Origin of the sequence: Rufibacter latericius (assembly GCF_003721515.1) — a bacterium.
GTDB lineage: Bacteria > Bacteroidota > Bacteroidia > Cytophagales > Hymenobacteraceae > Nibribacter > Nibribacter latericius.
Genome location: NZ_RJJD01000010.1, coordinates 1 through 21824, shown reverse-complemented (window position 1 = coordinate 21824; position 21824 = coordinate 1). Strand labels below are relative to the sequence as shown.

Here is a 21824-nt window from a genome sequence, read left to right as displayed (position 1 = left end):
ACAACCTTAAAACAGAAAGGGCATCCGGTGGTGGATGCCCTTTCTGTTTTAAGTCAAGTTCATTTATACAGCCGGGACTGCCACCGGAGCCAATTTCCTGGTTCTGATGGAAAACAGAATGAACAGTCCTATCACGAAAAAGACCAGAAGGGTGAGAATGCTGTTGCGCATGGACCCGAAAATCTGCTCGGTTATACCAAAGGAAAGCGTGCCAAGGGCAAGGCCTACTTTATCGCAGATATCGTAGAAACTGAAGAACGAGGCATTGTCCTGGGTTTCAGGGAGCAGTTTGCTGTAAGTTGACCTGGAGAGCGACTGCACCCCTCCCATTACGGCTCCTACCACAAAGGCCAGCACGTAATACTGATTTCCGGTGGTCACGAAATAAGCCCCGATGGTAATACCTACCCACACAATAACCGCCCACATCAACGCCATGGTATTCCCCACCCTGCCAGAAAGCCAGGCAAAGAAATGAGCTCCCCCAATGGCTACGGCCTGGATGATGAGAAGCACCGTAATCAGCGCCGTATCGGGTAGGTTCAATTCCTTGGAACCGAAGAGCGAGGCCACGTACATCACCGTCTGCACGCCCATGTTATAGAAAAAGAAGGCCAACAGGAAACGTTTGAGCAGCGGCAACCCTTTGAGCAGGGAAACTACCTTGCCAAGTTCCCGAAAACCGTTGAGAAGGTATCCACCCTCCTTTGCCTTGGGACTTCGGTTATTAGGCAGATAAGCAAACGAATACTGCGCAAAGCCGAACCACCACAATCCGGTGAAAAGAAAAGAGATTCGGGCCGGTAAGGCATCGTCCTCAATGCCTACCGCGCTTGGGAAAAGCACCAAAGCCAGGGACAAAATCAGCAAAATCATACTCCCAATGTACCCCAGGGAAAAGCCGCGGGCACTTAGTTTGTCGAAGTTCTCTTCAGTGGCTATTTCGGGCAGGTAGGAATTGTAGAACACAATGCTTCCGCTGAATCCAATGGCGGCAATCATAAACAGCAGCACAGAGATTGAAAAGGTTTCTTTGGTAAAGAAGAAAAGGCACATACAGGCTATGGAGCCCATGTAGCAGAAAAAGCGCATGAAGTTCTTCTTATTTCCGCCGTAATCGGCAATGGCGGTTAAAAGGGGGCTTAGGAAGGCAATGGTTAGGAAAGCCCCTGTTAAGGTATAGCTGTAAAGTACCGAAGCGGAGATCTCCAGTCCAAAGAAATTGACTAGATCTCCCTGATTTCCCTTAGTGAGGGCTACATAGTAGATGGGGAAAATGGCAGTGGTAATCACCAGCGAATACACAGAATTGGCCCAATCATAAAAGCACCAGGCTCTCAGGACTTTAGGGTCATTTTTCACAGGGTTTTGTTTCATAGAAGCAGGGCGGCTTTACCCATAAGCATTTTAGAGTTCTAGTTACCTAAAATACTTTGATTTACCCACCTTCTTCTTTGATTTTAGAAGGAAAATATAGGATGCCACGCAGGTTCTTTTATCTTTGCAGTACACTTAAACATACTAAGATGGGTACACCTCTACTTACCCAAGACCAGGAGTTGCACGTCCTGCTCAAAACCAACGAGGCGCTTTTCATGGAGACGCTGTTCAAGCAGTACTACGTGCTGCTGTGCCGAACTGCCGTGCGCTTCACCAAAGACACCGAGGCCGCCGAAGACTTAGTGCAAGAGGTCTTCTGTAAGATCTGGCAGAACCGTGAGGTACTGGAGGTAAGCACTTCCTACAAAGCGTATCTGGTAAGATCTGTCACCAACCAGGCCCTCAACTACATTGAGAAACAAAAACGCCTGGTTCTGGCCGAGGACACCACTCCTTATGAATCTTCTGTATCGGCCAACACCACCATGGAGCAGTTGGAGGGAACAGAGATGGAGGGCCGCATTCAGCAGGCTCTTAATGAGTTACCGCCCCAGTGCCGACTTATCTTCGAGATGAGCCGTTTTGAGGAATTGACTTACAAGGAAATAGCCGAAACGCTGCAGCTTTCCCCTAAAACCGTGGAAAACCAAATGGGAAAGGCCCTTCGTATCCTACGTGAGCATTTGTTGTTTCTTCTGATAACCTCTTCATTATTAGCTGCCATAGCGTAGCCAGTAAAATCATTGCAGTAGCCAAAGAATTATTATCGTGGACATAGGGGTTAACCTTCCTTTATCTGTCATATAGACACCACGACACTAACACTACCATGACACAAACAAAACTTGACAACCACGAGAACCCGGAATGGGTCTTGATGGCAAAAGCGTTGCGGGGGGAATTGTCTGACCAGGAACAACTGGAATTTTCTGCCTGGTTGAACGAAGACGAAGCCCACACGCAACAATGGACCGAAGCCCTGGAAGTCTGGGACGAAGTTGGTTCAGAACAGAATCTCACCTTCCAGCCCAATGCTGACGCTGCCTGGACTAAATTCTGCGCCAAAGCAGAATTCACCCCTGAAACCAAAATCATTCCCCTCATCCCCGACGAGTCTCCGTCGTACGAGGCGCCTGCGGGTGAGGCGATTGAAAGACAGCTTTTCCCTTGGAATACCCTGTACAAGTATGCCGCAGCCTTTGTATTGGCAGTTGGTTTGGCTTGGATAGGGTATTTGCAGTTTAACAACTCCTCTCCTAATGCCTGGGCTCAGGTAGCCACCGCCGCCGGAGAAAGACAATTGATTTATCTGCCAGACAGCAGCAAGGTCACCTTGAATGAGAACTCCACCCTACGGTATCAAACCGCTTTTAAGGGGAAAGAGCGCAAGGTAGAACTGGTAGGCGAAGGCTTCTTCGAGGTGCGTAAGAATCCTGAGAAACCGTTCATTGTAAAAAGCGGAAACGCCGAAACCCGGGTATTAGGGACTTCTTTCAACGTGAAAGCCCTCAAAGCAGAATCTGAGGTTTCAGTAGCGGTTGTTACCGGTAAAGTAGCCCTTTCTTCCCTGAAAAGCGAAAAGAAAGTACTGCTTACCCCTGGTTTCACCGGTTTCCTCTCTGCCAATGGCCAGCTTGACCGGAAAGAAACAGAGAAGGCTACCCCCGCTACCTGGCGGTCTCTGGAGTTCAACAATACCTCCTTAAAAGCAGTGGCAGATCAGTTGGAGGAATATTTCAATGTTTCGGTGGAAGTGCCAAACCAGAACCTACAGGCTTGCACATTTACAGGAACTTTTGAAAACCCTGACCTGAAAGAAATCCTGTCAGTACTGGAAGCTTCTACTGATGTGAAGATCAGCCGATCTGAGAAAGGAACTTATACCTTAGATGGCGCAGGTTGCCGTTGATTCTTCCTGCAAAGGTCTTTTCTCAACCGGTATGCTTTTCAGAGTACGTTTCCTTTTTTTCCTGTTCTGTACTTTTGGTTGGTTCTCCTCCTGTGACATTCTGGGCGATGGGCCTTGTATAACAGGATCAGGACCTTCAAAATCAGAACGAAGAGATGTAGCCGCTTTCAAAGGAGTTGACATGCGCATTGGCGGTAATGTTTATGTTACCGCAGGACCAAGAGTAGAAGTTAAGGTAGAAAGTTTCTCCAATGTTCTGCCCGAGATTTCCACTAAAGTGGAAGGTGGCACTTTGGTCATCTCCTCTGGCTCCTGTATTGAATACGCCGATGACGAAACAAATGTCTACATCAGCATGCCTGAACTGGAATATGCTTCGCTGAAAGGTTCGGGCATAATCCGGATCCAAACGGTTCCCTCTCCCAAGCCACTTCAACTGAATCTGGAGGGTTCCGGGGCCATTAGGTACATCGGGAGTGCTGACCATATAAAGGTGCGGAACTCCGGCTCGGGCGACATAGATCTAGAGGGCTTTGTTTTGAACCTGGAAACAAACCAAAGTGGCTCTGGAAGGGTGTTAGGGTATTTTCTACACTCAGACACGGCCAAGGTTATCTCTTCGGGTTCTGGGTACCAGCAGATCTGGGTTGACAAGGTCTTTGACGCGACGGTTTCAGGAAGCGGGAACGTTTACTACCGTGGCTTTCCAAACCTGGTCTCAACCCTTCTCACCGGAAGCGGAAGAGTTATCAATGACAATTAAAATCAGCTTACCCAATGGTATTGGGTAAGCTGATTTCATTTTAACATCTATTCAGGAGTGATCCAGGTAAATCAAACCTAGTTGTTATTACCTTTCACCCACTTCAAACCAAAAGTCTCCATTTTAAGCCTGTTTTCTTTAAATCACCCTGAAAGCTCCTCCGTTATGGGGATTTTTTTGTTCCTTCCTTTATTATACCTTAAAGGGGAGTTCCTCCGCATTTTTCCCAATAAAAGCACACTTTTTTCTTAAATTCGGCTTCCCACTCTGTTTTAGCCTTTGTTTTCTAAAAGTACCCGCAAAATGGAAAAGGGCCTTCCATCTTCTCTTATCTATTTTCAAGGAGAATCAGGGCATGGAGGATTAAAATTTAGGAATTTTACTATATTTTAATTGTACGATTTTGTAAAGATTACTGAAATACAGAAATTAGCGGTGTAGGGAAATCCAGTACCCACAAGGTCAATTTCAGCTTATTTCAGGTTTTGCAAAGACATGTATACCTTTTACTCTGTGCCTTTTTCCTGATCCTCACTCCCCAGAGATCAGATGCACAAGGTTTGCCGGCCTCTGTACAAATAACTTATCAATACCAAGCCAAGCCACTTGAACAGGTTTTACAGGATTTACAGAATAAGTACTCTCTAAACTTTTCTTATAGCAATAGCCAACTCCCCCTTCAGGCCCCTATCACTTGTTCCGCAACGGCACTTCCGCTGGAGAAAGCCTTGCAGGTTTTATGCCGATGCGCTGACCTTACCTACCAAATCATTGGGGAACAGATTGTTTTAAAAACCAAAGAGGAATCTGGTAAAAGCACCCATCCTACTTTAAGTAGCTTTACCCAAACCCTCCGCGGAACCGTGACCGATGCCGGCCTGAAAACCCCCTTGATTGGAGCTACCGTTCATTTATTATCCGTAGACCCTGCACGGGCAGTAAGTACTAACATAGATGGTTCGTTCACCCTGGAAAAACTTCCCATAGGACGTCACTATCTTAAAGTCACGTACCTGGGGTACAAAGATGGGGAGATCCCCAACATTATGGTGGTGTCTGGTAAGGAGACCGTGGTTCCGGTACAACTGGAAGAGAGTTTTATTCAGCAAGCCGAAGTTGTTGTGATTGCCGAACGAGACAAAAGTCTGCCCCAAAATCTTCTGATCTCCTCCAGTGTGCACACCCTTAGGGCAGAGGAAATCAACCGCTTTGCCGGTTCTAGACAAGATCCCAGCCGAATGGCTGCCAACTATGCCGGTGTTTCCAGTGCCTCCGACCAACGGAACGACCTAATCGTTCGCGGGAACTCCCCTTTAGGCGTTCTGTGGCGACTGGAGGGCATAGAAATTCCCAATCCCAATCACTTCACATTCACTCCTAACACCGGCGGTGCTTTTAGCATGTTGAACAACAACCTGCTAGCCAATTCTGATTTCCTGACCGGAGCCTTCCCCGCGGAATACGGCAACCGAATTGGGGCGGTTATGGATGTCCGGCTTCGGGAGGGGAACAACAAAAAGGTGGAGAACACCATTCAATTGGGCCTGAACGGAATGGAAGTTGTAACGGAGGGTCCTATGGTAAAGAAATGGGGTGGTTCTTTTCTGGGGAGCATGCGTCTGTTCACTTTCCGGCCGATGGAGAAAATTGGGGTGAGCATGGGATACGAAGGTCTGCCCCGCTATCAGGACGGCTCCTTCAAAGTAGTATTGCCTACCCCCAAAGCCGGAAAATTTTCTGCCTGGGGAATCGCCGGCAGCAGCAGTGTCACCATCTATGACACGGATCAGGACACCACTACCTGGGGCAAAGTGAGGTATCGGCTGGAGCCCACCCTGAATAATCAGATGTATGCCTTCGGGGTCCATCATACCTACTCCAACATTCCAAAAACGGTCACCGAACTCATTGTTTCTACCTCGGGCAGCCAGGTGGAGGCTACCAGTATCGCCACGTACCGAAATAAGACATCCCGGTTGTTTTACTATTTGCGCAATTACGAAAGACAGCTCATCACCCGGTTTAATGTCACCCATAAACCCCATCATCGGTTGTTGATCAAAAGCGGCCTCACCTGGCAGAAGATGTACTACAACAACCAGGAAATCATGTACCAAGATAAAAGAGACGTCTATGAGATTCCGTTGGATGCCCAAGGTTCGGCCTCTCTCTGGCAGGGCTTTCTACTGAGTAAATACACGATCACCCCTCGCCTGGATATTCAGACCGGAGTCTACACCCAACGGTTTTCCATTGGCGGCCGAATTGCCGTGGAGCCCCGGCTTTCCTTTGATTATTATTTATCAGATGCCCAGAAGATCTACCTTTCTGCCGGTTTACACAGCCAGACCCAACCACTGGTGTATTACGAATACCGCTTCTTTTCGCAGGAAAAGCCTGTTTTCAACCAACCCTATAACCAACTTGACTTTACCAGAAGCCGCCAGTTAGTTTTAGGGTACAACCACACCTTTGCCTCGAACTGGCGCTTCAAAGCCGAAACGTATTATCAATATCACTACAAAGTACCAGTTAGCCTTACCGCTGGAGAAGGAGCATTTTCCATGCTGAACCTGGGTACCGATTACAGCTTTGTAACCGTAGATAGCGTGGTAAGTAAGGGAACGGGCAAAAACTACGGTTTAGAATTTACCGCAGAGCGCTTTCTAAAAAACGGGTTTTATGCCTTGGGCAATCTCTCTTTGTTGAAATCATCGTTTACCGGCGGTGATGGAAAAGTACGGCCAACAGCCTTCAGCATTGGGTTTATCTCCAACCTTTTGGTCGGGAAGGAAATTACCTTGAACAGCGAAAATCGGCACCATCTATCGCTTGACCTTAAAATCAATTATTCAGGCGGAAGAAGGATTATTCCCATTGACGAGGTAAGAACCCTTCAGGAACAAACTGATAAGATTTACTATAATATAAACAGCGCTTACCAGCAGCGGTTAAGGAATTATTTCAGAACAGATATCAGGGTGTCTTACCAATTGAATACCAGAAAAACCACCCATTGGATCTATGCCGCCGCCGATAACCTACTTAACCGCGAAAACGAACTTTATTACGGCTGGGACCTGGAGGAAAACAGGGCAACCAAGTATTACCAATTGGGCATCTACCCCTACTTAGGGTACCGAATTCAGTTCTAAAAAGCATTTCTACCTTTATCCTTTTGGGCTTGTTTTCAGAAAAAGAGACCTAAAACAAAAATCTACTCTTCCTTCCTATTTTCTGAAAGGCCACCAATTTCATTTAAGCTTTTTTCTGGAATTCAGGCACATTCATTTTTTACAGAATTGGTCCTTCTACTTGGCAAAATGCGCTGATTTCTTGATCCGGTCTAAAACCAATTCCCACAGGTGCTCATAGGGGATGATCTCAATTTCTGCGTAGGCATCTCCTGGAGTTGGGGTGCGCTGTAACTTGTTATATAAATACTGCCCTTTTTTCTGGGTGGTGGCAAATTCAAAGTTCGACCGCACCAACACCGTCAATAACTTAAAGAAAATACGGCTACGTTCACTAAAGCTGTCTTTAAAGTGATGTTGGGCATATTTTTTCAGAGAATCTACCCTGTACTCCAAAGCTTCATAGTCTACAATGTCTAAGAAGTACATAACCTGAAGTATTAGAATAGCTACGTTAAAGCCTTCCTTGTCTTTGCTGTACGAAGGAGCATTCTGTACAAAGCTTTGCCATTTCAAGGGACTTCCCGCTTGCGGAGAAACAAACTGTAAGTAGGCCTCTATCAAGCTCCAACGTTCCTGGGCTAGTTTATTAATCTTTTTGATAAACGGGTTTTCCTGCACTTGGTGGAGCAACATGTGTCCTACCTCATACTTCTTGGCGTGAATGGCTAACAGAATATAATTCTCCATGTAGGCAAACCAGTTGTTGCTGGATGGAGAAAAATAAGAAAGGTAAGAATTAGCCAAATTCAGTCCTTCTTCTAACTTTTTGGCCCTGAAATGTGCATATACCTGTATGAACTTATTGAACCTTATATCAATTCTGTTGGCAACTATATTATGCTCTTTCAGCACCTTTTCTGACATTTTCGTCAATTCCACTATCTTGTCGAACTCTCCGGTAAGTTCATGGGACCAGATAGAAAGTCTGTAGTAGTTATGGAATGTTTCAAAGGTCTGTGCCACTTGCCATAATTGAAACATTTTACTTAAAACTTCCTCAATTTTTTTCAGGTAGATTTTTCTGGCAACAACTGAATGGCTGAGCTCAATATTCGCCTGGAAAAAAAGTAATTCAGACTCTTGATCGGCCGTAAGTTTAAGTGAAAGTTCATTTAATTGGGTTAAGGCTTTATAAAAGAAAGCTTTCTCTTTAAGGTTCACACAGGCTTGCATGATGAGCCTTAAGCTTAATGAAACAATGTAATTGAAATCGTACTCAACGGCTTTCGCTAAAACCTGCTTTAAAATAGGTAGCGCGATATCATTCCCCCCAGCATCCATCAAGACTCTGGCCTGGTAAAATTTCGCCAAACAATTCTGTTCCACTGAATGCGAAACAGGCAAGCCGTCTCGCCTGTCATCCATCAGAAAAAGTTGGTTCATTAACTTCTTCCTTAACCGGGATTTTACCATTTTCAGGCCCTCTCCATCTTCATCATCTGCATACAGGATTATTTTTGCAGAGGCCTCATCGGTGATCCTTCCCTTAACCACCTCTTGGTACAGCCGTTTTTCCTTAGAATTGTTTGTAAAGATTTGTGCAGAAATACCCCCTCTCTTTTCAACTATCTGAATTATTTTCTTTAACTCCTCCATGCACTGCTAAAAAATTAACCTAAATAAGTTTTCTATGAGCTTATACTTTTAAAAGTTTATAAATTCTATATATTGTAAAAACAATTTATGCTTAAATAAGCTAATAAGTTTTATTGCTTAAAAGTTATTTTAATCTTAATACATGCACAATTAACTTAATTTCTTAAAACAAAAAATTAGAAATGTTATAGTTATGCAACGATAAGTTCTTTCCTTTCTTTCAAGTGAGTCTTTGCCCAATTTTGTTATATACTTAAATCCTAAACAAGTTATGGTAGAATTACTCCTCGCTCTGCTTTTACAAATTGCTGTAATCACTGGAACAACCACAGACAAAAAGGCTAAGGACAAGAACTCCTCGTCTACAACTACAGCTACAACTAATTCAGCCAATACAACTCAAATTTCCAATACGACCTTACCAGGAACTGGTGGTTCAGGCGGCGGTGAAACTGGCTACGGCGGTTCCGGTACCTGGGATACCAGAGACTAGCAAATAGCGAGATATAGTAATGGAAGAATATTTCTACCGTTACAAGTAAAGAAAATGAGCTAAGGCTATTTGAGGCAAGTTTTGTAATATTGAGCATGGTGTAAACCTGAACCTCTTGCTCTATATGAAAAATTACTGCACAAAGAGCCTTAGCTTTTTTTTATTGTGGCTTTTGGCATGCACTTCTTCTACGAATGAATCTTCGGTACGAGTTAGATTTGCCCAAGACCCGGAATCTTTACACCCTCTCAGTTACGGGAATGCGCCTGCGCTTCAAATATTGAATTACCTTTATCAAAGCCTGCTAACGGTTGATATCACAGATAAATCCATTCAACCGCTTTTAGCTTCAGATTTACCGTCTCTCCGCCGCGAGGATAGTTTATCTTATTTTACCTTTTCTATTCGGCCGCAGGCAAAATGGGATAACGGGTCACCGGTAACCGCGCAAGACGTAGCATTTTCTTTAAAGCTGCTTCACAGCCCTTTATTAGACAATGAGCGCTGGAGAGCCCAATACGATTTCATCAAAGACATTCAACTCTCCCCTGCTAATCCCAAAAACTTTACTTTGGTATGTTCAGGCTATACCCCTGAGATGAAATTGATGGTGGGAGACTTTTTCATTTTACCAGCCCATCAATTTGATTCCAAAGGAATTCTTTCTACTGTTCCGTTCCGCCTAATCAGGCAAAAATTTGATTCCTTAGCCCAGACTTCCACCTTTCAATCTTTTGCCAACACCATTAACTCCCCAGCGATGGCGAAAGATTCATCTCTGGTGAAAGGAAGTGGCCCTTACCTTTTAAGAAGCTGGAAACCTGGCCAGGTGGTGGCCTTGGAGAAAAAGAAGGACTGGTGGGGAAAAGGTGTTTCCAGCCAAACCCTTAAAGCAAACCCTGCAAGAATCTTATTCCAGATCTTACCTGACAATGCCGCGGCGGTTTTAGCTTTAAAAGCCCAGCAGGTAGATGTTATGGATAACATACCCTTAATTTCTTTCCAGGAAATGCGGAAAGACAAAAAGTACCAGCAGCTCTTCCATTTTTATTCCCCTACCTCCTATGACCTTGCCTATTTGGGCATGAATGGGAATAACCCCCTTTTAAGCCATCGCTTGACAAGGCAAGCATTGGCGCACCTGTTAAACCCAGAACAGTACATAAAGGAATTGCAGGGAGGCCTGGCTACCCCAACGGTGGGCTTTATACACCCACAGGAAAAAGAATTTTACAACTCAGAATTAAAGCCCGTTACCTATAACCAACAAAAAGCAAAATCTTTATTGACTTCTGCAGGGTGGAAACAAACTCCTACCGGGTGGAGCCAAATGATAAACGGAAGAATCAGGACGTTAGAGCTGGAATTATTACATAAAGCCGGCAACTCTGATTTTGAAAACATGGGCTTGCTTTTTCAGCAGAATGCCAAAGCCGTGGGGATTCCGGTGACCCTTCAAGCATTGGAAAGCAGCCAAATCACCGAAAGACTGCAAAACGGTAAATTCGGCCTTTTCTTCCGAACATTGGTGGGAAACCCTTTTTCCTACAACCTTATCCCCTTGCTTCATACTTCTAATGCTCAGGAAGGCGGCGCGAATGTTACGGGTTTCGGAAATAAGGAAACCGACGTACTTCTGGAGAAAATTGCCCAGGAGGAACAACCCACTGACAAAGCCCTTCTCCTGAAAACCCTGCAGCAAAAAATGCAAGAGGAAAGCAATATAGTGTTCCTATACTTTACTACTAATAAAATCGCGGTTTCTAAACGGCTAGACTCGGTGGTTGTTTCTGGCCTTAAGCCAGGGTATGACCTATTAAAATCATCTTTAAGAAAATAAGTAGGAATGGCATTTCTGAATGTATTCTTACGATTTCTAAAGTTTGCATTTTCGCTTTGGCTGACCGCTTCGGTTGTATTTATGTTGAGCCGCTTCCTTCCTTCGGCTAACACCCCCAAGGGAATGGCCGAGGCTGATGTTTCAATATATGGGGCAACAGGTGCCGCCACGTTGAAATCGGTAAGGTCAGATTATCTAACCCGGGCTGGTTTAAACAAGCCTCTCTTTTACTTTGAGGTGCTTTTAGTGGGGGAAAAACTAGCTCACCAACTAAAAACAGCACCCGTTGACAAACCTTGGCTTGAAAAAGCAGTGTTGTGGCACGGAAGTATTCCCGCCGAAAATTTCTATTCAACCTGGCAGCAGGGTTTATCTAAAGGATTTGAAACCGAAAGGAAGAAGCTCCTACAAAAGTTGCAAAGCTGGTCTTTGGGCCAATCCTTAGAAGAGAGAAAGGCCTTAGAGGAAGAGGTAACCAAATCTATTACAACATTTCCTCTGAGTAGCTCAACTCAGCTTCTCCAATCCTGGAAAACCCTGACCAGTAGTTCAGCCCCTTTTTATTATTATTTACCGATAATCAAGTGGCAAGGCAGCGACAATATATACCATCATTGGATGGTTCAAATCTTGAAAGGCAATCTTGGAATTTCAACACAGGATTATGAACCGGTTTCTCTTAAAATTAAGGAGGCTGCTGGTATTTCAATGGCACTTGCCTGCCTTGGGTTAGCCTTAGCAATGATTGTCTCCTATTCTGCGGGGATGTATTTTACAGAAAAGCCATTTAGCGCGTTCACTTTTGTATTCAGGCAATTCTTGTATGTATTAGACAGTATCCCAGCTTTCCTGATCGCCTTGTCGCTTCTGGGGTTATTTCTGTTGATGGGTGGTGCAGTCCTTTCGCCGCTTTCCTTTGATCTTGAAGAAGAGAATTGGCTTTCCAGCTTAACTAACCCTTCCCTTCTGCTGGGCAGTCTTTGTGTATCTCTCCTGATTATCCCTCACCTCACGTTACAGTTTCACCGGAGTTTAGCTGACCAGACTCAACAGCTTTACCAACGAACGGGTTTGGCAAAAGGACTTACTTTCAAGAAAACACTCCGAAAACATGCCTTACCCAATGCCTTGCTCCCCTCGATAACAGTCTTAAGCGAAGTGATCATCGGTTTGATGGCGGGGGTATTGGTGGTTGAAATCACCTTTTCTTTACCGGGTATTGGGAGCTTACTGACAAGGTCCATCCTTGCCGCCGATTACCCGGTGATGGTAGCCCTTACCTTGGTGTTCCTGATTTTCAGGTTGTTCATTGTCTGGATAACCGAGCTTGCTTATGCCTTGCTTGACCCAAGAATGAAAAACAATTAGGGGAACAAGGATGGAATCAGGAAAACCAAAGCAGACCTTCACTTTCGCCGAAAAGCTTTCCATTCTTTGGTTGGCCCTTTTTTCGGCTGCCGCATTGGTCTCTCAGGTTTTGCTGATGCAGGGTGAAGAGGTGATGGCTGTACCAGAACAAGCCTATCTTCCACCGTTCACCTCACCTGAACACCTATTGGGTACAGACCAACTCGGAAGAGATGTCTTCTTTTATTTGTTCCTCAGTTGCCGCACAGCCTGGCTTTTAGCTATTCCGCCGTTAGTAATTGCTACTATAATAGGGGTTCTTCTTGGTACTGGAGCGGCCATTCTTGGAAATCAAGGCTTAAAAATTCCGGCTTCAAAGCTTTTCAAAGGATGCCTGCTGCTGTTCATTTATCTTGCTCTGTTTCAGATTGTACATTCCTGGCCACCTTTTCAGGAGCTCTCCTTTCGTAAATGGGTTTTTAATGCCGGATTCCTGCTGCTGCTTATTTTTATATTTTCCCACAAAGGAGGGTCTCCCGAGGGAAAAAAAACGAAAGCAGTTAAAATACCAGTAGAAGAAGGACTTCAAAAAATGATTACCATTTGGTCTTCCCTGCCCAAGCTTCTCCTGTTATTGATTCTTACGGTTTTCACCCCTTTTTCCATGATCACCTTGATGGGTTGGATTGGCGTTACCTATTGGGTTCTTCCGGCCAGAGTTTCGCGGGCAACGGTTTTGCAAATCAAGAAGGGGCCGTACTATGAAACAGCCAAAGGATTAGGTATTCCCTTTAACAGGATATTTATCACTTATATTATGCCTTCCCTGAAAGGACCTATCCTAACTAATTTTTGTTTTGCAGCCTCTGGTTTATTAGGCGTGGGCTCCACACTGGCCTACCTAGGAATTGGAATACCGGCGGATGTGCCTTCCTGGGGTAAAATGCTGGCCACAGCCCGGTTTTCTGTGGAAGCCTGGTGGCTCTTGCTCTTTCCTGCCCTGGTTCTACTTGCAAGTATTTTCAGCCTTCAGATAATTGGCCACAGATTATCTAGCCCAAACCTAAAGAAATCCGTTACAAAGTAGCCTCTCTTCCCCAATTTCTTCTTACATCATAATAGCTTTTAGGGCCATATTAAGCAAAACACCTTAGACTCACTATCAATAGTCCAAAATATCATCAACTAAGCCATAGTTATAATCTTGGCTGTTGTTTCCTATTTAGGCAGCATACCACTCTGTATTATTGTATCATAATAAAGAGCAAATGGAGATGATAGTATCTGGGTTACGTTTGATTGATGCTTCACAAAAGCAGTTTCACTTGCAAGTGAATCTTAAAGCAACAAAGAGGCCCGGAGGACAGACCGCTCAAACCTTGTTGGGTAAGATAGGAAATAATTCAACTACTTCGGCAGGTCACCTGATGGAATTTTCAACCACCTCTTTATCAGAAGGATTTATCCTGGACGGATACTTTCTGGGAACCTTTGAGTTTGATTCTTTAACCGGTCATCCAGGTATAAGATATTAAGTTTTTGAGTTGTCTTCCGTAGCCCCCCATGCGGAAGTTAGTTAATTGTTTAAGTTTTTTTGTTGTTTGTCTGTTTGCCTGCCGGCTTGTCACCGGCAGGCTTTTTTTATCATTTCCTTTCAGGGCTTCTTTCTTAAAAACAGTCCCAAAACCTACCACTTAGTAAATTTCATTTTTTAGGATTAAGGGTAAGAACAGACCATGAGAAAAGGCAAGGTGCTCTAGGGAGGTAGGTCTAGTTCTTACATCTTTACATGAAAGAATATCTCCAGCTTCTGTATTTCGGCAATACACTAAGAATTTGCTAACTTAGAAGTGGTGATTACTGCCAGGTTTTTCATCCGGAAACGCAAAAAAAAGGTGATTCCCTCCCCATTCGCCTGGTGGTAGTACAACATTAATCCTACCCCAGATAGGATTACCAACAAGCCGTGGTCAGTTTGATGCTCTGATCAATAAAGCTTTCGCTACAAACCTGACTCCCAGGTCCCTAGCGAAAATGATGGTGGACATAGAGATTTTTACCTCCATTCCTTCTCACCACATGCAGCCTAACTTCGTCAGAAAACTCAAATATTTGGCCTTCATTTGCCTGTTCACCTCCTTTGCGGGAGTAATCTATCAGCTAATCAATGAAGAGCGTCTTGATCACAATAGTGTCCTGGTGGGATTTCCCCTGGGTTTGGTGTTTGGTTTAATGGAATTATTCCTGTTCCCAAAGGCTGAATCAAAATTTCGGAACTGGTCTTTTACAGGCATTCTTTTTTTTAAAACCATTCTTTACACCGCTGCTATTTACGCGGTCACTTTATCACTGGTAATTGTAGCAGGATTGTTTGAAGGCCGAAAGCTAAGTGAGTTGCCGGCTTTCCTGAATTCTACCCATCAGGTGGTATTGGTATTTTATACCCTTTCGGTTTACAGTTTGCTCGTCTTTTTACTCCAGATAAACCATTTACTGGGGGAAGGGGTGCTTTGGAAATTTATTAGGGGCAAATACCACAAGCCCCGCGAGGAAGAACGGATTTTCATGTTCCTTGACATGAAATCTTCCACCACCATAGCAGAGCAGCTGGGGCATGTTCGTTTCTACGCCCTGCTCAATGAGCTTTTCCACGAGATATCTCAGCCCGTGCTTCAAACCAAAGCCGAGATATACCAATATGTTGGCGATGAGGTGGTTCTCACCTGGGAAGTGAATCATGGCCTGGAGGGTTCGAATTGCCTGAAGGCCTTTTTCCTATTCCAGGAAAACCTGCATCGGAAAAGTGAAAGCTACCTTCATGAATTTGGGGTAAAGCCAGAGTTCAAGGCCGGACTGCATTACGGAAAAGTTATAAGCGCCCAGATCGGGGACCTTAAACGGGAGATTGTCTACAACGGTGATGTACTTAATACCACTTCAAGAATACAGAACGAATGCAATAAATACCAGCGGAATTGCCTCGTTTCAGGATCACTTATAGCAAGACTTCCGCAACTAAACAGTTACCGTTCCGAAAGGATAGATGCGGTTACCCTCCGCGGAAAGGAGACCGAGGTGGAACTCTACAGTGTTGTCAGCAACCATCAGGCATAAAGGTGAATGCTTTATTTAATGGTCACTTTTGGAAAACTGCACCTAAAACAAAATGCTCTATTTCGGTTAGCATTGGACCGTCACTCTTAGGTAAGTGGCAGGAATGGAGGTACTGTTTTCTGAGGTGCTTTGGTTTTGGCTGGCAAACAAATCTTCTAAGTCGCGCTGTAGATCACTGGCCTTTCCCTCCTTCTCAGCGGCTTCAAAGGCGTTCATGGTGGGCCCGTAGTAGTTCCTGAACTTAGAGAGGAACTCTGATGGTGGATAGGGGGCGGCAAACGTAAAAGTGTCTCTGATAAACGAGATATTCTCCCTAGCAACACCCGCTTTCCCGAAACGGTCTATCACATGGTCTTCCACACCCCATAACATGGGGCTCACAAACCCTTCTGGCGGAGGCGGAGTGTAAGAGGAGCTAATTCTCAGGATTTGCGCTACCAATGTGGGATCTCCGGGTATCCAGTTCCCCATCACTATTCTTCCTCCCTTCTTAGTGACCCGAACCATTTCCTTTGCTACGTCATAGGGCTTAGGGGCGAACATCGCACCAAAGATGCTTACCACCAGATCAAAGGACTGATCCTCTAAATCCTGTAGATCGGTAGCATCTCCCTCCTGGATGGTGCAATTAGAGAGCCCTTCGGCTTTTATGCGCCTGTTCCCAGCCTCAACCAGATTTCTGGCAATATCTACCCCTACAACAGTAGCACCAAGCCTTGCTTCTGGAAGAGCGGTAGTACCATCTCCACAACCAAGATCGAGAACCCGCATGTCTTTTCTGATTCCCAACTTGTCAACTAAGGCTGCTCCGCTTTCCCGCATGGTTTCGGCAAGTTGGGTGAAATCACCTTTTTCCCATAATGTTTTGTTTGGATTCATAAATTTTGTTTTTGCGTGCTACAAAATGAATTCATAAACCTTTCACTTTTCAAGTACCGGGTTCTGGTACCAAAGACGGCTCAACTAGGGATAAAGGATATTCCCTGGTGTGGGATCGGGGAGACAAGTTGAAACTAATCCACCTGCTAAGAATAAGGGTATCTATTGTAACCGGAGGCGGAGAGTCAAATTTGCTAAAAATGCTTTCGACCTCATTGCCTGTCAACGCTTTAGCAAAGCATTAAGGTAGAAGAAATCTGAAAATTTTACAACCCCTTTCCATACTTTCGGGCTCAGACCTTATTTATGGCTCCTTTTCAGTAAAACGGCTCTAAAACGAGCTTACCCAAACCTACTTAAGTAGAAGCCTTATCAAAGTGGTTTCCTTCACTTTCCTGATGGAAATAGTGCCTCTTAAACCTCACTTCCAGGAAAAGCAAAAAAGACAATCCACGGAGAAGCGCCTGAAATTCAACTTTGGTTAATTTTATCCTGAAGGTTCCAAATAGCAATTTGTATCAACCTCTAACTGGTTCGGGTGCGTCTCTAAAATGCTTGTATTTACCCAGGGCTTTACCAACAAGATAGATCAGCGGGAGGACAATCTTCTTCACAAGCCAGGGTATCTCAGGCAGATCATATTCTTTAGAGTAGCGCGTCAGCAGGTAGGCCCCATCGAATGTCTCAGGTTGTGCCTTGCCTGACTTGTTTTGCGCCGCGTAAATGGCCGAGAGGTAGAACACAATTGTATTGGCTGGTTTCACCCAACCCCGGCAATTGAGTATTTCCTGCCCCGCGTTCCAGAACCTGTGGGGCGTTCCCCGCCTGAACAGAATAGTCTCGCCTTCTCCGGCGTACTGCTCCTCCTTCCCAAGAACCTGGTACCCGATGCTCCCTTTTATCACCGTCAGTTCCTCGTCTTGCAGGAAATGAGTGTGCATCAGGGGACCATGTCCGGGAGTGACGAAGTTCTCCACGATCACCCTGTCTCCGTCCGGCTCTTTCTGCACGCCATGGAAGATGATTCTCTCTCCCAGGCAGTTCTCAATGGTTTTTGGAAAGGAGGTTTCCATCGGACCGAGTTTTATTAATTTTACAACTATTTTTTACTTTCAGCCGACATTGCCTTTGGCATAAAGTGCCCAGGAGTTCCATAGGAGCAGGTAATTCTTACCCTTAAAATAAGAAAAAAGGAATTCTTTCAGAAACCCCACCGACAAATCCCCAACAAATGCAGACTTGCCCTTAGGCCTTTAAACTGGACCATGGTTGCCAACTCCTGGGCTTCTACGACACCCTTCAACCTAGTTTCTACTGAAGGTACCCGCTATCCGAGGTTTTGATTTCTTTTGCTTTACTTCGGAAAGGTGCCCTAAGGTGAGCATCCTTCCTGGGTTGACTTCCCGCCATTAAACCTTTGGGAATATACTTAATCTCTTTTAAGATTAGGCTTTCTGAAGACCACTGTAGAAACAGGTGGGTTTCAAGGGCTAAGATGATCATGGCCTTTATGTTTTCTTGTGGGCCTATCCCTATCCTTTTAGTTTGAACGCTAGATGTTTGGCATTCCTTTCAGGAAATGTGCAGAACTAGGCTATATATTTTCTGGTTACATACTTCAGGGGCTTTCATGCCTCATTGGGTCAATAGAGCCCCATTTCCCGCCAAACCCTTTTTTGGTTACCCCCAGGGCAGGCACCCACCGCCAGGCTGGAGAAACAATCACGCAACCATGGTAGGAAACCCAACAGCGCCGGAAAAACAGGAAACCCTAGTTGAAGATTCAAGGTGCCTTTACTGGTTGTGAATGTGCTAGTATTGCGTTGATTCTGGCCGTCTAGGACGTTATCCATGCAGAAAGGCACTTCTGACCACCAACCACCGAAGGTTAGAACCACCGTCACCTAAAGAACACCAGGGTACCCGGTCTGACCCAGAGCGTTCCAACCGGCAGAACCATCCCCCACCCCTTTAGCATAAGGCACGGGTGAAAGCATACGTTGCCCATAGGGATTACCGACCTATGTAGGCTCAACCGGGCGTGTTTGGCTACCGCAACACGTCTTCACCGAGTCCATGGCCTTCCTCCATTCTAATCTGGTACTGAGCGGCCACTACCTGTCCATGTAAGCCTGGTGGTTGACGATGAGCACCTTCTCCTCGGGCAAGAGCAGGTACCCGTAATCATAGCAGAAGTGGTAGGTGCTGCCTTTCTGGGTGCGGTAGAGGTGGGTGAAATACCGGAAGTCGAAGCCCGCCTGCGACAGCGCCTCCCGCCTCAGGGTAGTCTTCCCTTGGGGGCTGAAGCGCTCCAGTATCTGGCGGTTCCGCCTTAGGGCGTTGTTCACCTCCCGCATGAGCCGCTCGCCCCGGTCCTGCAATTTCCTGCGGTTGCCAGACCGGGCGCGGCACTGGTCGGAGCAGAACCGCTTGTCCGCCCTGCCCGCCATGGCCTCCCCACAGTAGCCACAGACTTTCGCATTAGTCTCCATTTCCGATATTATCCGAGTACATCCGGCTATATCCGGATTTTCCGGATACATACGGACATATACGGGTAGTTTACGGCTAAGGCCAAGCATTATGCTACATTGGGATCTAATACACAAACAACTATGTACCAGCACCCTGCCTCCGCCCCTGTCCTGTACCTCAACCCCCTGGAACACGAGGGGAAGCCCTTCATCCGCATCTGGCACATACCTGACCAACGTATCAGCAAAAGGCTCAAGGAGTGCGGCGCGGCCAGGTACAGCAAGACCTACAGGTGCTACGTGGCGCACCGGACCCCTCAGGCCATCGAGCGGCTGCACCAGGCTTTCCAGGGGATAGCGCTGGTGAACACCCGCTACCTGAACCGGCCCAAGCGGCTCCGCCCGGACCTGGGGGCTGTGGTGAATGGCGAAAACCGGCAGGCTGAGCCGCTGGAAAAGCTGCCGGACCTGCCCGTGGTACGGCTCCAGCCCCTGCTGCACGGAGGCAGTGAGGTGCTGCAGGTGAGTTTCGCTTACGACGCCGGTATCTACAGGAAACTAAAGGAAGGCGGTCTTTGCAAGTGGCTCCCAGAGGAGCGGTGCTTTTCCCTGGGGACCGACTCGGGTGACCTGCACCGGCTCTTGGACTGCCTGGAGGGCACTGCGGGCGTTTGGCTGGCCGGGACGGTGAAAGTTAAGGATATGGCCGTGCTGCGCCGGCTCTGGGAGCAGACCTACCGCAAGGATGCAGGCTACCTCACCTGCCCGCTGCCTTACCTGGAGAAGCTGCAGCTGCTGAACTACTCCCTTAGCACCATCCGCACCTACCACTCGCTGCTGGTGCGCTTCCTGAACGCCCACCGGGAGAAAGGACTGGAGGCCATCAACGCGTTTTCCTCCGAGGAGATAAACCAGTACCACCGGCAGATGGTGCAGAGCCAGGCATATTCCTTCTCCTTTGTCAACCAGAGCATCAACGCCGTCAAGTTCTACTTCCAGCGGGTGCTGGGCCGCCACGGGCTGGACCTGACGCAAGTGGAGCGGCCCCAGAAGGCCGAGCGGCTGCCCACCGTATTGAGCAAGGGGGAAGTGGCCAAAATCCTCTCGGCCACTGTTAACCTGAAGCACCGCTGCCTGCTGCAGCTGCTCTACGCGGGTGGGCTCCGGATTGGCGAGGTCATCAACCTGAGGATTACGGACGTGCAAAAAGACCGTAACCTGCTGCTCATCCGGGGCGGCAAGGGGAAGAAAGACCGCACCACGCTGCTCTCCAAGAAGCTGCTGGAGAGTCTAAGGGCCTACTACAAAGAGTTCCGGCCGAAGGTGTGGCTTTTCGAGGGGCCGCAGGGCGGGCAGTACACCGCCGACAGCATCCGCCACGTGTTCAACGCCTGCCTGGCCAAATCCGGGGTGGAGAGAAAGGCGACGCCCCACTCGCTCCGCCACTCCTTCGCCACCCACCTTCTGGAGCAAGGGACGGACCTGCGCTACATCCAGGCGCTGCTGGGCCACAGGTCAAGCAAGACCACCGAGATCTACACCCACATCACCAACCATGGGCTGGAGGGTATCGTAAGCCCGCTTGACAATCTGTGAGCAATAACTATATTCAACAGCAGGTATATTGTGGAAAGTTGTATTTTGCGGAAGGGTTTAGGGTCGAAATCTGGTTGGATGGGGCGGCGGGAAGTAGTATCCGTGACTCCAACCAAAGCGCCAATAACCGGAACTGCTCCTTATACACAGTAGTTGGCGGTAATTATGAAGAATAAAATGAAGATGTACATATACGAAGAAGAAGACTTCTTTCCAGGAAAAGACACCTTCATTGACAGTACTGCCGATAATGAAAATGCTGTTGTTTTTGAAGACAATGAAGAAACAGGTTACTTCTACGCCGTTGAAAGAATTGACGGACTCAAAATATTAGATGCACTTCATATCTATAATGTTAAAGACGTAGTAGATAAAGACAGACCCTCGACCTTGAAAATATTATGGAGTGAGGATGAATCAATGGCATTGCTTTCTATAAATAATTATTACCATGCGCTGTTCGACTTTAAAAACAAGGCGGGATATTGTAGGACAGGGTTTCCAGAGAATGGTTCTTGGGCAGAAGTTAAAGAACGGAAACTTACCGACGAGTTATTAGAATCATTAAGCAAATAAAAAATAACTCCCGCCAACAAGGTGTAAACGTCAGCCTTCGGCCGACGGCCTCGCCCGCCGCTTACACTAGACGTTAGGCAAAAGCAATAAATATGAAGAAAGCCATTTGTTTTCTGTTTTCAATGTGGCTCATCTCTAACCAAGCTACTGCCCAGGAGCGACGGATAAACTTAGTTATCCTTGTCAATGATAAGCTAGCCTTTGAAGAGTTGAAGAACATGTACATTACCACCGACTCTCTTGAAAAAGAAAGAATTTACGTTAATTATGTTCCTGGCGACTTGATATTGACTGATTCTATTTACAGTTTATTGACCTCCGACAAAATTCAGCACTTTAAACTTCACTTCAGCCATTTTACCTATAAAGGAAACAAGACCGAATCTGTGCCTTTTTATGTAGGGCTATCCAAGCAAATTTTTAGTCTACCTTACATTGTGCTTAATGTCTATGATTTCAGGGACAAGAAATATAAGAGCTGGTACCAATTTCACACTAAAGAAAACTTCTTAGTAGAGAGAATATTTCCTAATTCTGGACTTTATATACGCAAAAAATAAAAATGCCATTGCCTAACATGAACTCTGTTAAAAGTCAATAAAATCAGGCGGAAAATCTTTTAAAATCCGGTTGGTAGGCAACACCCGAATGAATAATAGC

General features: G+C 46.1%; 18 protein-coding genes. 13 read left to right on the top strand and 5 right to left on the bottom strand.

What is annotated here, in order from left to right:
• Positions 1-63: 63 nt before the first annotated feature.
• Positions 64-1377: an MFS transporter gene (locus tag EFB08_RS16165; RefSeq protein WP_123128007.1), complete on the bottom strand. Its 1314-nt coding sequence runs from the start codon at positions 1375-1377 to the stop codon at positions 64-66.
• Positions 1378-1526: 149 nt separating this feature from the next.
• On the opposite strand from EFB08_RS16165, the gene EFB08_RS16160 reads away from it, so the two are divergent.
• From EFB08_RS16160 to EFB08_RS16145, 4 genes are all read left to right on the top strand, one after another.
• Positions 1527-2111 (top strand): RNA polymerase sigma-70 factor, encoded by a 585-nt coding sequence (locus tag EFB08_RS16160; protein WP_227006366.1) that lies wholly within the window; start codon positions 1527-1529, stop codon positions 2109-2111.
• Positions 2112-2209: 98 nt separating this feature from the next.
• A complete protein-coding gene (locus EFB08_RS16155) occupies positions 2210-3289 on the top strand; it encodes a FecR family protein (protein WP_123128006.1) in 1080 nt (359 codons plus the stop codon).
• Positions 3290-3320: 31 nt separating this feature from the next.
• On the top strand, positions 3321-4052 hold the full coding sequence (locus tag EFB08_RS16150; RefSeq protein ID WP_165864928.1) for a head GIN domain-containing protein: 732 nt from the start codon (positions 3321-3323) through the stop codon (positions 4050-4052).
• Between the two features lie 485 nt (positions 4053-4537).
• On the top strand, positions 4538-7207 hold the full coding sequence (locus tag EFB08_RS16145) for a carboxypeptidase regulatory-like domain-containing protein (protein WP_123128004.1): 2670 nt from the start codon (positions 4538-4540) through the stop codon (positions 7205-7207).
• A gap of 156 nt (positions 7208-7363) precedes the next feature.
• Here EFB08_RS16145 and EFB08_RS16140 read toward each other — a convergent pair whose 3' ends face one another.
• The gene (locus EFB08_RS16140) at positions 7364-8845 is read right to left on the bottom strand and encodes a hypothetical protein (protein WP_123128003.1); all 1482 of its coding nucleotides are present in this window, start codon (positions 8843-8845) and stop codon (positions 7364-7366) included.
• A gap of 271 nt (positions 8846-9116) precedes the next feature.
• Here EFB08_RS16140 and EFB08_RS23360 point away from each other — a divergent pair, with 271 nt between their 5' ends.
• The 6 genes from EFB08_RS23360 to EFB08_RS16115 all read left to right on the top strand — a co-directional run bounded on the left by EFB08_RS23360 (position 9117) and on the right by EFB08_RS16115 (position 15639).
• Complete coding sequence (locus EFB08_RS23360; RefSeq protein WP_125077759.1) at positions 9117-9338, top strand: hypothetical protein; 222 nt, start codon at positions 9117-9119, stop codon at positions 9336-9338.
• Positions 9339-9618: 280 nt separating this feature from the next.
• Positions 9619-11178, top strand: coding sequence for an ABC transporter substrate-binding protein (locus tag EFB08_RS16135; RefSeq protein WP_165864926.1), 1560 nt, complete (start codon positions 9619-9621; stop codon positions 11176-11178).
• A 6-nt stretch (positions 11179-11184) separates the two neighbouring features.
• Positions 11185-12546 (top strand): ABC transporter permease, encoded by a 1362-nt coding sequence (locus tag EFB08_RS16130; RefSeq protein ID WP_123128001.1) that lies wholly within the window; start codon positions 11185-11187, stop codon positions 12544-12546.
• 10 nt (positions 12547-12556) lie between these two features.
• The gene (locus EFB08_RS16125; RefSeq protein WP_123128000.1) at positions 12557-13612 is read left to right on the top strand and encodes an ABC transporter permease subunit; all 1056 of its coding nucleotides are present in this window, start codon (positions 12557-12559) and stop codon (positions 13610-13612) included.
• Between the two features lie 181 nt (positions 13613-13793).
• Positions 13794-14060, top strand: coding sequence for a hypothetical protein (locus tag EFB08_RS23355; RefSeq protein ID WP_125077758.1), 267 nt, complete (start codon positions 13794-13796; stop codon positions 14058-14060).
• Between the two features lie 499 nt (positions 14061-14559).
• Positions 14560-15639, top strand: coding sequence for an adenylate/guanylate cyclase domain-containing protein (locus tag EFB08_RS16115; protein WP_123127998.1), 1080 nt, complete (start codon positions 14560-14562; stop codon positions 15637-15639).
• Between the two features lie 66 nt (positions 15640-15705).
• On the opposite strand, the gene EFB08_RS16110 is transcribed toward EFB08_RS16115, so the two are convergent.
• The 3 genes from EFB08_RS16110 to EFB08_RS16095 all read right to left on the bottom strand — a co-directional run bounded on the left by EFB08_RS16110 (position 15706) and on the right by EFB08_RS16095 (position 19010).
• The gene (locus tag EFB08_RS16110; RefSeq protein WP_123127997.1) at positions 15706-16518 is read right to left on the bottom strand and encodes a class I SAM-dependent methyltransferase; all 813 of its coding nucleotides are present in this window, start codon (positions 16516-16518) and stop codon (positions 15706-15708) included.
• A gap of 518 nt (positions 16519-17036) precedes the next feature.
• A complete protein-coding gene (locus EFB08_RS16105; protein ID WP_123127996.1) occupies positions 17037-17591 on the bottom strand; it encodes a cupin domain-containing protein in 555 nt (184 codons plus the stop codon).
• Between the two features lie 1041 nt (positions 17592-18632).
• On the bottom strand, positions 18633-19010 hold the full coding sequence (locus EFB08_RS16095) for a hypothetical protein (protein ID WP_123127994.1): 378 nt from the start codon (positions 19008-19010) through the stop codon (positions 18633-18635).
• 123 nt (positions 19011-19133) lie between these two features.
• On the opposite strand from EFB08_RS16095, the gene EFB08_RS16090 reads away from it, so the two are divergent.
• The 3 genes from EFB08_RS16090 (at position 19134) to EFB08_RS16080 (ending at position 21724) form a co-directional block, all read left to right on the top strand.
• A complete protein-coding gene (locus EFB08_RS16090; RefSeq protein ID WP_227006365.1) occupies positions 19134-20588 on the top strand; it encodes a tyrosine-type recombinase/integrase in 1455 nt (484 codons plus the stop codon).
• A 165-nt stretch (positions 20589-20753) separates the two neighbouring features.
• Positions 20754-21164: a DUF2251 domain-containing protein gene (locus EFB08_RS16085; RefSeq protein ID WP_123128066.1), complete on the top strand. Its 411-nt coding sequence runs from the start codon at positions 20754-20756 to the stop codon at positions 21162-21164.
• A gap of 92 nt (positions 21165-21256) precedes the next feature.
• Positions 21257-21724 carry a hypothetical protein gene (locus EFB08_RS16080; protein WP_123127993.1) on the top strand — a complete coding sequence of 156 codons (468 nt, stop codon included), beginning with the start codon at positions 21257-21259 and terminating at the stop codon, positions 21722-21724.
• Positions 21725-21824: the final 100 nt, after the last annotated feature.

Coding starts and splice junctions, on each gene's coding strand:
- EFB08_RS16110 (WP_123127997.1), bottom strand. CDS start 16,518: ATGAATCCAAACAAAACATTATGGGAAAAAGGTGATTTCACCCAACTT.
- EFB08_RS16090 (WP_227006365.1), top strand. CDS start 19,134: ATGTACCAGCACCCTGCCTCCGCCCCTGTCCTGTACCTCAACCCCCTG.
- EFB08_RS16140 (WP_123128003.1), bottom strand. CDS start 8,845: ATGGAGGAGTTAAAGAAAATAATTCAGATAGTTGAAAAGAGAGGGGGT.
- EFB08_RS16085 (WP_123128066.1), top strand. CDS start 20,754: ATGAAGAATAAAATGAAGATGTACATATACGAAGAAGAAGACTTCTTT.
- EFB08_RS16130 (WP_123128001.1), top strand. CDS start 11,185: ATGGCATTTCTGAATGTATTCTTACGATTTCTAAAGTTTGCATTTTCG.
- EFB08_RS16105 (WP_123127996.1), bottom strand. CDS start 17,591: ATGGAAACCTCCTTTCCAAAAACCATTGAGAACTGCCTGGGAGAGAGA.
- EFB08_RS16165 (WP_123128007.1), bottom strand. CDS start 1,377: ATGAAACAAAACCCTGTGAAAAATGACCCTAAAGTCCTGAGAGCCTGG.
- EFB08_RS16080 (WP_123127993.1), top strand. CDS start 21,257: ATGAAGAAAGCCATTTGTTTTCTGTTTTCAATGTGGCTCATCTCTAAC.
- EFB08_RS16095 (WP_123127994.1), bottom strand. CDS start 19,010: ATGGAGACTAATGCGAAAGTCTGTGGCTACTGTGGGGAGGCCATGGCG.
- EFB08_RS16115 (WP_123127998.1), top strand. CDS start 14,560: ATGATGGTGGACATAGAGATTTTTACCTCCATTCCTTCTCACCACATG.
- EFB08_RS23360 (WP_125077759.1), top strand. CDS start 9,117: ATGGTAGAATTACTCCTCGCTCTGCTTTTACAAATTGCTGTAATCACT.
- EFB08_RS16125 (WP_123128000.1), top strand. CDS start 12,557: ATGGAATCAGGAAAACCAAAGCAGACCTTCACTTTCGCCGAAAAGCTT.
- EFB08_RS16155 (WP_123128006.1), top strand. CDS start 2,210: ATGACACAAACAAAACTTGACAACCACGAGAACCCGGAATGGGTCTTG.
- EFB08_RS23355 (WP_125077758.1), top strand. CDS start 13,794: ATGGAGATGATAGTATCTGGGTTACGTTTGATTGATGCTTCACAAAAG.
- EFB08_RS16150 (WP_165864928.1), top strand. CDS start 3,321: ATGCTTTTCAGAGTACGTTTCCTTTTTTTCCTGTTCTGTACTTTTGGT.
- EFB08_RS16160 (WP_227006366.1), top strand. CDS start 1,527: ATGGGTACACCTCTACTTACCCAAGACCAGGAGTTGCACGTCCTGCTC.